At 32.2% G+C, this 11572-nt stretch carries 12 protein-coding genes; 5 read left to right on the plus strand and 7 right to left on the minus strand.

Annotated features, from left to right (window positions below; genetic code table 11):
• Positions 1-2: 2 nt before the first annotated feature.
• A complete protein-coding gene (locus tag THEYE_RS02850; RefSeq protein ID WP_012545179.1) occupies positions 3-407 on the minus strand; it encodes a phosphate-starvation-inducible PsiE family protein in 405 nt (134 codons plus the stop codon).
• An 82-nt stretch (positions 408-489) separates the two neighbouring features.
• Here THEYE_RS02850 and THEYE_RS02855 point away from each other — a divergent pair, with 82 nt between their 5' ends.
• The 3 genes from THEYE_RS02855 (at position 490) to THEYE_RS02865 (ending at position 2272) form a co-directional block, all read left to right on the plus strand.
• The gene (locus THEYE_RS02855) at positions 490-1554 is read left to right on the plus strand and encodes a PH domain-containing protein (protein ID WP_012545057.1); all 1065 of its coding nucleotides are present in this window, start codon (positions 490-492) and stop codon (positions 1552-1554) included.
• A gap of 120 nt (positions 1555-1674) precedes the next feature.
• Positions 1675-1896, plus strand: a complete 222-nt coding sequence (locus THEYE_RS02860) for a type II toxin-antitoxin system VapB family antitoxin (RefSeq protein WP_012546702.1) — start codon at positions 1675-1677, stop codon at positions 1894-1896.
• Entirely contained in the window at positions 1886-2272 is a 387-nt protein-coding gene (locus THEYE_RS02865) for a PIN domain-containing protein (protein WP_012545845.1), read from the plus strand. Before THEYE_RS02860 ends, THEYE_RS02865 begins: the two co-directional genes overlap by 11 nt.
• 21 nt (positions 2273-2293) lie before the next feature.
• On the opposite strand, the gene THEYE_RS02870 is transcribed toward THEYE_RS02865, so the two are convergent.
• Both THEYE_RS02870 and THEYE_RS02875 read right to left on the minus strand, forming a co-directional pair.
• Positions 2294-3403: a hypothetical protein gene (locus THEYE_RS02870; protein ID WP_012545363.1), complete on the minus strand. Its 1110-nt coding sequence runs from the start codon at positions 3401-3403 to the stop codon at positions 2294-2296.
• Between the two features lie 91 nt (positions 3404-3494).
• Complete coding sequence (locus THEYE_RS02875; protein WP_012545490.1) at positions 3495-4673, minus strand: oligosaccharide flippase family protein; 1179 nt, start codon at positions 4671-4673, stop codon at positions 3495-3497.
• A gap of 542 nt (positions 4674-5215) precedes the next feature.
• On the opposite strand from THEYE_RS02875, the gene THEYE_RS02880 reads away from it, so the two are divergent.
• On the plus strand, positions 5216-6829 hold the full coding sequence (locus THEYE_RS02880; RefSeq protein ID WP_012545924.1) for an acyl--CoA ligase: 1614 nt from the start codon (positions 5216-5218) through the stop codon (positions 6827-6829).
• Between the two features lie 5 nt (positions 6830-6834).
• Entirely contained in the window at positions 6835-7827 is a 993-nt protein-coding gene (locus THEYE_RS02885) for an NAD(P)H-dependent glycerol-3-phosphate dehydrogenase (RefSeq protein ID WP_012545485.1), read from the plus strand.
• Between the two features lie 28 nt (positions 7828-7855).
• On the opposite strand, the gene rimI is transcribed toward THEYE_RS02885, so the two are convergent.
• Genes rimI through mnmG form a run of 4 tightly spaced genes read right to left on the minus strand, consistent with a single transcriptional unit; the run spans position 7856 to position 11544 of the window.
• Positions 7856-8296, minus strand: coding sequence for a ribosomal protein S18-alanine N-acetyltransferase (gene rimI, locus THEYE_RS02890; protein ID WP_012546589.1), 441 nt, complete (start codon positions 8294-8296; stop codon positions 7856-7858).
• Between the two features lie 8 nt (positions 8297-8304).
• Positions 8305-9006 carry a tRNA (adenosine(37)-N6)-threonylcarbamoyltransferase complex dimerization subunit type 1 TsaB gene (gene tsaB, locus THEYE_RS02895; RefSeq protein WP_012546261.1) on the minus strand — a complete coding sequence of 234 codons (702 nt, stop codon included), beginning with the start codon at positions 9004-9006 and terminating at the stop codon, positions 8305-8307.
• Positions 8994-9665: a 16S rRNA (guanine(527)-N(7))-methyltransferase RsmG gene (rsmG, locus tag THEYE_RS02900; protein ID WP_012546513.1), complete on the minus strand. Its 672-nt coding sequence runs from the start codon at positions 9663-9665 to the stop codon at positions 8994-8996. Before rsmG ends, tsaB begins: the two co-directional genes overlap by 13 nt.
• A 4-nt stretch (positions 9666-9669) precedes the next feature.
• Complete coding sequence (mnmG, locus tag THEYE_RS02905) at positions 9670-11544, minus strand: tRNA uridine-5-carboxymethylaminomethyl(34) synthesis enzyme MnmG (protein ID WP_012546402.1); 1875 nt, start codon at positions 11542-11544, stop codon at positions 9670-9672.
• Positions 11545-11572 lie beyond the last annotated feature (28 nt).

Raw genomic sequence — 11572 nt, forward strand, 5'->3', positions numbered from 1 at the left:
AATTACTCCCTTTTAATTTTTGACAGATAATATCCAATTGATAGTGCTAATATAATCGCAGCTATTCCAAGCATTGTAAGACTGGATATCTCTTTCACATCAAGGATTATCACTTTTCTTGCAATAGCAATCATGGCAACTGCCAGAACAACCTTTACATGATCCACTCCCTCTTTAAGGTAGGTTTTAATTATTGATTCAAAAAGCTCTATGCCTATTATTACAAGCATAAAAACACCAAAAATTTCAAGAAGTTCATCAAGCTCCAGAAGAAAAAAAGGTGGAGAAATTATGTCTTTTGCTATTACATAGATTAGTTCAACAGTAGCAAGCAGAAGAACTAAGGCAAGAAGGAAAATTATGACTACAATTAGTGCATGCTTGAATTTTATTAAAAGATCAAACATTATCAATTATTTTAATTTAACTTGACAAGATGTGTCTATGAATTGTAATTTTTTAAAAAATTTATATGAAAGGAGAATTTGTATGGAACCTTTTATCTTAAAAGAGATATCTAAAAAAGGATTTTTCAGTAAATTGTTAGGGTTAGAAAAAATCGAAAATGCAGCTACAGAAATTAATAATCTGTTAGCTGAAGCTAAAGATATAAATGAAGTAACAAGAGAAAAGATTGAGGAAACTTGTAAGAAATGGAATGTAAAATTAGATAGTGCTTCTTTAATAGATAAACTCAAGAATTTAGTAGAAAAATTTTTAATTTATACTATTACCACAAAAGATTTTTCTGAATTTTTAGAAGATTGTCACTATGTTTTAAACATTTTTGGATTATCTATTACAGATTTTTATAATACGTCTTTAGAGTTACTTAAAATATTTGGTAAAAAAATTATAGAAGATGAAGAATTTACGCAGGATGAAAAAAAGAGACTTGAAGATTTTAGGAGATTCTTTCAAATAAAAGAAAAAGATTTTAAACAAATTTGGGAACAGCTTATCACAGAGAAACTTAAGGCTATAGTTCAAGCTGGAATTCAAGATGGACGATGGTCTCCGGATGAAGAACAAAGATTATGGAATTTTGCTAAGGAGTTTCAAGTTGATCTCACATTGGATTCTCAAACTCAAAAAATGTTGGAGAAATTGTCCTTAGTTTGGAAAATTGAAAATAATCAGATTTCTACCGTCCAAATAAATATTAACCTAAAAAAAGATGAAAATTGTTACTATTTCACTAAAGGAGAAATTTTAGAAAGAAAGAAAAAGGTGGTTTCATATGGCTATACAGGAAGAGCAATATCATTCAGAATAGCAAAAGGCATATATTTAACAGGCGGGTCTTCTAAGAGAATAAGAGATGAAAAGGAAGTTATAGAAACTATGGATAGTGGTAATATTTATGTAACTAATCAAAGAGTAATTTTTATAGGTAATAAGAAAAGTTTATCAACTCCATATAACAAAATTCTGAATATAGATATTTATTCTGATGCTATAATTCTCTTTAAGGAACAAGGCAAACCCGTAATTTTCAGTACGCCAGATAGTGAAATTTTAGGATTATTTATAACAAAATTTCTTAGTATTTAAACACTTTCTATCATCATATCTTCTTTCAAGAATTTAAAAAGATCATATGCAAGAAAAATTCATATTGACAACGCATATTTTTATATCATACACTTATAGCATATAAAGGAGGTGATATAAATGCGTGCTACATTAAATATTCCTGATAATCTTATAGATGAGATTTTAAAAATTACTGGAGAAAAGTCAAAAACAAAGGCTTTGATTAAAGTTATGGAAGAATACATAAAGCAAAAAAAAATCAGCAAATTGATAGAACTAAGTGGAAAAATTGAAGTTGAAGATCTAACTGAAGAACTTGAGATAATGGAATTACAAGAGGCAGAAGATAATGCAAACTAAGGGAGTAATAATTGATACCTCTGTTTTCATTTCATTTTTAAGAGGCGCAGAAGCTGCCCCATTTGTAATTAAGCTACTTAAAGAAAATAAGGCTTATATCAACGGAATTATTATCGCAGAATTAATCCAAGGATTAAAAAATTTCAAGGAAGAAAGCAATCTTATAGAGCTCCTAAAAGCAGTAAATACTCTTGAAATTACAGTAGATATATGGATAAAAGCAGGTAAGTTAAGTCTTGATTTAAAAAGAAAAGGAATTAACATTCCTCTTACTGATGTTGCAACTGCTGCTTTGGCTTTTGAACATGATATGGAATTATATACTTTTGATAAACACTTTGATTTAATTCCTGGTTTAAAAATTTATAAGCCCTAAAACTTTTAATAAGTAAAAAGTTTAATCTATCCTTCTTTCATAAATTCTCAGCGTTTTGTATTTTTTTGCGCCTACAATCTGGGTGAGATTTATTGTATCATAGTTATCTTCAAGTATCCATGAAAACTCACACTTTTTAAAACCATGCCTGACAGCCCCTCTAAAAGCTTCTCTTATCATTATAGATTCCACACCTTTATGTCTAAAATTACTTTTTACTCCAAATAAAAGAAGCCTTATTGATTGAATTTTTTTTCTATAGTATAAAGCCTTTATGATTGACAGCGGAGTTAGCCTTCCTTTCAGCCTCCTTAAAACCTCGTTGAAATCAGGAATAGCACCAAAAAAACCCACAGGCTCTGCGTCTTTTTCAGCAACAATAACTAACTCCGGAATTGCTACAGGCTTAAGTTTTTCAGCCATGTAGTCAATCTCTTCCTTAGTTATGGGAATAAAACCCCAGTTTTCTCTCCATGCCTCATTGTATACTTCCATAAATGCGTAGAGTTCTTCCTTTAGATTTTTTAATTTTACAGTTCTTGTTTTTATTCCCTGTTTTTCAGCAAATTGGGCAACTCTATCAATTTTTACGGGAAGTTTCTCAGGTACATCAACAATAAAACAGAATAAATCTTTCACCTTTTTCATGCCATAAGCTTCTGAAAGTTCATTGTAATAAGGTGGATTATAAGGAATCATTATCATAGAGGGCGTATCAAATCCCTCATAGAGAAAACCACATTCTTCATTGGTTGAGAGATTCATCGGACCACGCATGATTTTAAGATTATTCTTTAGAAGGAATTTTCTTGCCTTATCAAAAAGAGCATTGGCAACTTCTTTGTCATTAATACATTCAAAAAGTCCGAAAAAACCCACACTATCATTATGAAACTCAAGGTGGGCATAATTAACTGTAGCTGCTACTCTTCCAGCAGGTTTTCCATCTTTATAGGCAATAAAAAATTTTGCCTTTGCTCTCTTAAAAAAAGGATTTTTATCTGTAAGATGCTCCATCATATCTTTTATCAAAGGTGAAGCATAGAAAGAATCTTTTTTGTAAAGTTTTAGAGGCAGGCTTACAAACTCTTTAAGATACTTTTTATTTGTAACTTCTTTTATTTCCAGCATTTTTTTATTCTGTTTTTTAGCAGTTGAAAATTCAAGCTTTTTAAAATTTTATAAAATTATACCATAAGACATTTTATTCTTAAGCTTTGAACTATTTATTATAAACATCTTTTCTAAAAAAACATGCATAAATAGTGAAAAAAATCAGGTTTATTAAGAAAATGTATTTAAAATAATCATAAACAGAATTGAATGAAATTAGAATAAAACCAGAATAATAAAAAATTAAATGCAAATAAATTAAATAAAAACCTTTTTCCAAAGCTGTTGCTATGCTTATGAATACTATGTTAAAAAGCAGAGGTAAAATTGCCCAAAAATAGTAAGAAAGAAATTGCACTGCAGGTTCAAATTTATATCCAAAGAGTAATAGGAAAAGAGGCTTACCAGTAATAAATATAACAAGTTGTGCCAAAATTTCAGCAAGCACAACAATGCCGAACATTTGAAAGATAACATTTTTAAATTTGCCAGAGTTTTTAAGTTTAACGAACTCTGGAAAGTAGACCCCAAGAATGGTAATAGTAAGCCATACAAGCACCTTACCAACTATTGATACAGATGCAAATAATCCTGCAGTATGCCAGTCAAATATTCTTCTTATAAAAATATCGTCAGCATAAACAAAAAAACCTGATGGTGAAATATAAAGAGATGTCTTTATTATGTTTCTAATATTTAAAGAAGCCTTCTGTCCAAAGAAATTTTTATTTTTATAAAAAAGAAAAATTAAAGTGCAGAATAAAGCTATTGTAGAAGCCAATAACACACCGCCAACTTTTAACCCAATAAAAAGCAATAATACAGCGGCAAAAAAACGAAGTGTAAGTTCAAAAATACTTGAGAAAGCAAAAAGATGGAATCTATTAGTTGATTGAAGAAAACTTTTTTCAACAGTAACCATAAACATTCCAAACCATGACAAGGCTATTATAAAAAAATAATATAGTTGCGTTACATGTAGAAAATTTTTAAGAAATAAAGAACCTAAACAAATAGATATTGCAAACATTGTTCCTATAAAAAAGACAAGTTTTCTCAATGACCTTAAAAGTTCATATCTATAAACAAAATTTTCAACCAATATTTTTATACTCACTGCCCCAAGAAGCGATGTAATATTACCTACTGTTAGCATGAAGGAATAAAGGACCATAAATTCACCGTATTGAACAGGACCAAGACTTCTGCTTACAACTGCATGAAAGAAATAGCCGAGAATATTTATATAAATAAAAGCAACAGTTACATAGGAAATATTTTTAAACATTTTTTATATTTTTCTATAGCTTGTCAAAAAATTGTAATTTATTGTAAATCAAGGCATTACAAGTTTCAATGTTTTTCATTTATTTTTATTTGTCATTGTTCGCATTCTTTCTGTAATGTTCAGCCTTTTTTCCTGCCATTCCGAACCCTCTTTCTGTCATCCCGCTCCCACTTTTTTTATTCCGACCCCCTTTATCTGTCATTCTGAACGGAGTGAGGAATCTCCTCTGTTTTTTCTCCAGAGGAACAGTCAGAGATTCCTCTCACCATTGAGTTTGCCCGAAATGACAGATAGAAACTGAATAGCTTTTTAATCAATATCCTACATATTTTTTTGGTAATAGTCAACTTTAAATGATTTTTACTATCTTTATTTGTGACTCATATGTATTAGATTTTTTTAATTTACTTATAGAAAATTGTTGTAATTGCAACTTCATCTGAGAATTTAAATGTAAATTTTCATGATTTTCAATTGCCTTGATAAATGTATATTTTTTATTTTATGATTTTAGATTATGCAAATTACTGAGGGAGGATTCTATGCAAGATATGATGAAAAAGTACTATGAAGAAGTTAAAAATTTTAAACTTGATGTTCCAGAAAAGTTTTCTTTTCCTTTGGATGTTTTTGACAGATGGAATGACAAAATAGCACTAATCTGGACAGATGGTAACGAATTGAAGAAGTTTAGTTTTAGTGATTTAACCCGTCTTTCAAGCAAACTTGCTGGAGGGTTTAAAAAACTTGGTATAAATAAAGGTGATACAGTTTTAATACTGCTTCCAAACAAGCCTGAATGGTGGGTAATTGTTCTTGCAGTTATGAGAATCAACGCAGTTGCTATTCCTGGAACAACTCTTCTTACAGCCAAGGATATTGAATACAGATTGAAAGCAGCAAACATTAAAGCTGTTATTTCGGATAGTGAGAATGCATCAAAAATAGAAGAAGCTGTTAATAAACACGGGAAAGACGTGATTTTGATAAATATAGATAATCAGCAGGGATGGCATAAATATGAGGAACTTCTTAAAAATGAAGCATTTTTAGGTGAGAAGACATTCTCTAATGACCCGGCATTTATATTTTTTACATCAGGAACAACAGGACTTCCCAAAATGGTTCTTCATACTCAGGTCAGTTACCCTCTTGCTCACATAATTACTGGAAAGTTCTGGTTGGACTTAAAACCAGGAGAGATTCATTGGAATATTTCAGATACAGGCTGGGCAAAAGCAGCATGGTCAAGCTTTTTTGGACCTTGGAACATGGGGACAACAGTTTTCACCTACTATAGAAAAGGAAAATTTTCACCCTCTTTAATTGTGGAAACATTAAAGAAATATGAGATAAACACTATTTGCGGTCCACCTACTGCTTATAGAATGATTGTTAAAGAACTTCCTTTGGAAGAACTTAAATTTAAAACAGTAAGACACTTTGTGGCAGCAGGTGAACCTTTAAATCCTGAAATAATTAATCTATGGAAAGATGCAACAGGAGAATATATTTACAATGGTTATGGACAGACAGAAACAGTAAACACTCTTGCTATGTTCAGATTTATTCCAATGAAACCAGGAGCAACAGGATTTCCAACACCTGGATATGAGATAGATATAACAGATGATGAAGGAAATCCGCTTCCTCCAAATACAGAAGGAAATATTGCAATTAAGATAAATCCTCAAAGACCTGTGGGACTTTTTCAAGAATATATAGGTGATAAATTAGAGATGGCTGCTGCATTTAGGGGTGATTGGTATTTTACAAGGGATCGTGGCTATAAAGATGAAGATGGTTATTTCTGGTTTGTTGGAAGAGAAGATGATGTCATAATAAGTGCTGGATACAGGATTGGTCCATTTGAGGTAGAGAGCGCTCTTATCAAGCATCCTGCAGTTAAAGAAGCTGCTGTTGTTGCAAGTCCTGATGAGGTAAGAGGAGAAGTAGTTAAAGCATTCGTTGTTCTTACACAGGATTATGAACCTTCTGAACCTCTTGTTAAAGATATTCAGGAATTTGTAAAAAAAGAAACAGCACCATATAAGTATCCAAGAAAAATAGAATTTGTTGATGAACTTCCGAAAACAATAAGTGGTAAAATAAAAAGAAAAGAACTCAAACTTAAAGAGTTTGGGAAATTAAAATAAAAAATATGTCATATATAGCAGTCATAGGAGCAGGGAGCTGGGGAACAACCCTTGCTTCCCTTCTTTCAAAAAAAGGATTTGATGTAGTAATCTGGGCAAGAGAAAAAGAGATTGCGGATGCTATAAATTCTAAAAAAGAAAATCCGATATATTTACCTAATATTAAACTGCCCCATAATTTAATCAGCACCGATGATATATTAGAAGCAATTAAAAAAGCCAGATTTATTGTGAATGTTGTTCCGACACAACATATACGCTCTGTTTTTACTTCTTTACAGAATAAGTTAAATGATGAAAATATCGTTGTGAGCGCGTCAAAAGGTATTGAAAAAGGCACTCTAAAAACACCATCTATGATTCTTGAGGAAATAATAAACAAAAAAGTTTATGTTCTTTCGGGTCCCACTTTTGCTATTGAGGTGGCTCAGGAAAAACCTACAGCTGTAACAATTTCAGGTTCAGAAAAAAGAGGAAGATTATTGTTACAGGAAATTTTTAGCACTTCTTACTTCAGGGTATATGAACACGATGACCCTATTGGCGCCGAGATTGGAGGAGCTATAAAAAATGTTATTGCAATTGCTGCGGGAATTTGTGATGCTCTTGAGCTTGGCAATAATGCAAGAGCTGCTCTTATTACAAGAGGACTTCACGAAATCATGAGACTTGGCAAAAAGATGGGAGCAAAGGAAATAACCTTTTCAGGATTAAGCGGACTTGGAGACCTTTTTCTTACATGCACATCAAATCTCTCAAGAAATTATACAGTAGGATACAGACTTGGTAAGGGTGAATCACTGGATGAAATTTCAAAAAGCATGCGCTCAATTGCAGAAGGTGTTGAAACGAGTCTTTCTGCCATGCAACTTTCAAAAAAACTTGATGTTGAAATGCCTATTACAACTGAAATATATCAGGTTATATATGAAGGAAAAACACCTCAGCAAGCAGCTTCTGATTTAATGAACAGAACCTTAAAACCAGAGTTTTATTAAGAAAAGATTTTTTGAATGACAAAATAAATTAAAATAAATCAAGCTTCATAATAATAGCGTCTTCTTCAGGTAAAAGATAGTATTTTTTACGTAATCCTGCTTTTTTAAAGCCAATTTTTTCATAAAAACTGATTGCTTCATTATTTGATACTCTCACTTCAAGAAAACAAGTTTTTACAGAGTCTTTTACTTCATTCAATACATTTTTTATAAGTTCAGTAGCAATCCCTTTTCTTCTTAATTCAGGCTTTACAGCAATTGATAACAATTCTGCTTCATCTAATATTTTCCTGAGAACAATATAACCAACAATTTCTCCATTAAATTCTGCGACCTTGAGTATAGAATGAGGATTTAAAAGCTCATTTTTAAATGATTTTAATGACCATGGTATAGAAAAACTCTGGCTTGCAATTTCTAAAACACGTGAAAGGTCTTGTTCTTTTAAGTTTCTTATTTTTATATTCATCCAAAATGCTAAACTTTATCCTGAGACGAAGTTGAAAGTGTTATTTTTATTTCAGCTTCTGATTTTCTGAGATACTCAGGTTTTAAGTCTTTTCCATTAGTTGCTTCATTAATTCTTTGTAGCCCTATGTATGCCACAATTCCAGGATGTGGCACTGAATATATTAATGGTGGGAATATAGCCTTACTACCAAGTTTTTCAATCAATTTTTCTTTATAAAAATCTGCCCCACTTCCAGCAAATATTGTTTTTTCTTTAATCCAGTCTACCAGAGCATTAATTCCTAAAACCGAATCTTCCTTAAGTCTTAGAATTTTATTATTTTCCCATTTGAACAAAGCTGTGAAGACCTCTTTTTTTCTTGCATCAAATATCGGACATATCTGATATTTGCAGTAAGGAAATTCCCATGCAATCACTTCCAGTGTTGATACAGGAATTACCTTTTTTTTAGTTACGAAAGAGAGCCCTTTTGCTGTGCTTATACCAACCCTCAAACCTGTAAAAGACCCTGGTCCTACAGTAATTGCATAATAATCAATTGTTTCAAGAGGAATTTTCATTATTTCAAGAATATGGGCAATTTCAGGAAGAAGTTTCTCAGAATGGGAAGCCATAAACTGCATTGTAGATTGTGCAAGCAGTATTCCATCTTCCAGCACTGCTATACCAGCATATTTTGTTGATGTATCAATCCCTAAGATTCGCATTTTTCAATTTTGATTATATATCTTTTACCTCCTATTTGCGAAGAGTTAATATCTGGAAGTTCAAACTCTCTTATTTCTATGTTATATCTCTCAGGTAAATTTTGAATTTCCTCATCAATTTTTAATGATTTACTTATTAGAAAATATCCTTCCTTTTTGAGTAAATGGTTACAATGTTTAATAAAATCCTTTATACTCCACAATGCTCTGGATATTACAATATCAAACTTATTATGAATCTCTTCTGCTTTTGCCTTGATAATTTCAATATTTTCAAGTTCAAGTTTTCTTTTTATATTTTTTAAAAAAGCGTTTTTTTTCCAGGAAGGTTCAATCAATGTTATTTTTGCACGAGGTCTTACAATAGCTATTGGAATTCCTGGGAAACCCGCACCTGTGCCGATGTCTGCAATGCTTAGAGGATTTTCAGAGATGAAACATAAATATAAAAGCGAATCAATGAAATGCTTCACGATTATCTCTTTTTCATCTTCTATGGATGTGAGATTGTAGGCTTTGTTCCATTTTTTGAGTTCTGATAGATAAAAGAGGAATTTATCTGCCAGGACTTCAATCTGTTTATCATCATCTGGCAATTTTAACGAGTTTATAAGAATACTGCTAAAACATTTTTTGAAAAAGTCTTTCAACTCTTTCACATTATTACTTCTTAACAGTTGTTTTTTTCTGGACAGCCACCATAAGAATGGATATGGCTGCAGGAGTTACTCCGGGAATTCTCATTGCCTGACCGATTGTTCTTGGTGCTACTTCTGTGAGTTTTTGTATTACCTCCCTTGAAAGTCCAGGGATATTAAAATCAAAATTTTCAGGAATAAGTTTTTCTTCAAATTGTTTCATTCTTTCAACAAGCTCCATCTGTTTTGCAATATATCCCTCGTATTTAATATGAATCTCAACAAGCTCTTCAAGCTCTTTTGTTAAAGTCACCTCAGAAGGTGCGAATTTTTTTATAAAATCATAGTTAAGCTCAGGTCTTTTAAGAAGCTTATCAAGAAACGTGGCTTCTTCAACTGGAGTTGTTTGAGCTTCTATGAGTGCTTTATTAAGTTCTTCTGAAGGTTTAATTGTGGTAGTTTTGAGCCTTTTGATTTCTCTTTGGAGCAATTCCTTTTTCTTGTTGAATTCTTCATAGGTTTCTTCATCAACAAGGCCAATTTTATATCCATAATCTCTTAGTCTTAAATCAGCATTGTCATGTCTAAGTAGCAGTCTGAATTCAGCCCTTGAAGTAAACATCCTGTAAGGCTCTTGTGTTCCTTTTGTTACGAGGTCATCAATTAATACTCCAATATATGCTTCATCTCTGCCCAGAATAAGAGGTGGTTGTTTTTTTATCTTAAGTGCTGCATTAATCCCAGCCATCAATCCCTGTGCAGCAGCTTCTTCATATCCACTTGTTCCATTAATTTGACCTGCAAGATATAATCCTTCAATTCCTTTCACTTCAAGAGTATGCCTTATCTGTGTAGGGTATACAAAATCATACTCAATTGCATATCCCGGCCTCATTATTTCAGCATCTTCAAGCCCAGGGATTGTTCTTACAAAAGCAACCTGTACATCATAGGGCAAAGATGTGGGAATTCCGTTTGCGTAATATTCTTTTCTACTCAATCCTTCAGGTTCAAGAAATATCTGATGTCTTGATTTATCTCTGAATTTTACAACTTTGTCTTCAATTGAAGGACAGTAACGGGGACCTATTCCCTTTATCTTTCCGCTATACAGGGGGGAACGGTCAAGATTATTAAGAATTATCTCATGGGTTTTTTCATTTGTATATGTTATATAGCACGGTACCTGAGGATTATTAATTTTCTTGGTGGAATAGGAAAATGGTATAGGAGGGTCATCACCGCCTTGTTCTTCTGTTTTTGAAAAATCTATTGTTTTTGCATCAATTCTTGGAGGGGTGCCTGTTTTAAGTCTTCCCATCTTTAATCCGAGTTTTTTGATTGATTCTGAAAGCTTTTTTGATGGAAATTCTCCTGCTCTGCCTGCTTCAAAAGAATCAAGACCTATGTGGATAAGTCCATTTAAAAATGTTCCAGGTGTAATTATAACAGCTTTTGCACCGTAAAAAACACCAAGAGAAGTTATAATTCCTTTAACTTTACCATTTTCAACCACTATCTCCTCAACCATTGCTTGTTTTATAGCAAGATTTTCCGTTGATTCAAGAATTTTACGCATATAAATATTGTAAAGGATTCTGTCAGCCTGAGCACGTAAAGACCAAACAGCAGGACCTTTTGAACGATTAAGCATTCTGAATTGTATACCTGCCATATCAGTTACCTTTGCCATAATACCACCCAGAGCATCAATTTCCCTTACAAGATGTCCTTTAGCAAGACCTCCGATTGCAGGGTTACAACTAAGTTGTGCTATTGTTTCAAGATATATTGTAAAAAGGGCTGTTTGTAGTCCCATCTTTGCTGTAGCTAAAGCAGCTTCACATCCTGCATGTCCAGCTCCAACAACAATTATGTCAAAATCTTTTTCTTTATACATTTTTTCCCTTTAATTTTGTTTCCCTTTT

It is taken from the genome of Thermodesulfovibrio yellowstonii DSM 11347, from assembly GCF_000020985.1.
GTDB classification, from domain to species: domain Bacteria; phylum Nitrospirota; class Thermodesulfovibrionia; order Thermodesulfovibrionales; family Thermodesulfovibrionaceae; genus Thermodesulfovibrio; species Thermodesulfovibrio yellowstonii.

Coding starts and splice junctions, on each gene's coding strand:
- THEYE_RS02850 (WP_012545179.1), bottom strand. CDS start 407: ATGTTTGATCTTTTAATAAAATTCAAGCATGCACTAATTGTAGTCATA.
- THEYE_RS02855 (WP_012545057.1), top strand. CDS start 490: ATGGAACCTTTTATCTTAAAAGAGATATCTAAAAAAGGATTTTTCAGT.
- THEYE_RS02860 (WP_012546702.1), top strand. CDS start 1,675: ATGCGTGCTACATTAAATATTCCTGATAATCTTATAGATGAGATTTTA.
- THEYE_RS02865 (WP_012545845.1), top strand. CDS start 1,886: ATGCAAACTAAGGGAGTAATAATTGATACCTCTGTTTTCATTTCATTT.
- THEYE_RS02870 (WP_012545363.1), bottom strand. CDS start 3,403: ATGCTGGAAATAAAAGAAGTTACAAATAAAAAGTATCTTAAAGAGTTT.
- THEYE_RS02875 (WP_012545490.1), bottom strand. CDS start 4,673: ATGTTTAAAAATATTTCCTATGTAACTGTTGCTTTTATTTATATAAAT.
- THEYE_RS02880 (WP_012545924.1), top strand. CDS start 5,216: ATGCAAGATATGATGAAAAAGTACTATGAAGAAGTTAAAAATTTTAAA.
- THEYE_RS02885 (WP_012545485.1), top strand. CDS start 6,835: ATGTCATATATAGCAGTCATAGGAGCAGGGAGCTGGGGAACAACCCTT.
- rimI (WP_012546589.1), bottom strand. CDS start 8,296: ATGAATATAAAAATAAGAAACTTAAAAGAACAAGACCTTTCACGTGTT.
- tsaB (WP_012546261.1), bottom strand. CDS start 9,006: ATGCGAATCTTAGGGATTGATACATCAACAAAATATGCTGGTATAGCA.
- mnmG (WP_012546402.1), bottom strand. CDS start 11,544: ATGTATAAAGAAAAAGATTTTGACATAATTGTTGTTGGAGCTGGACAT.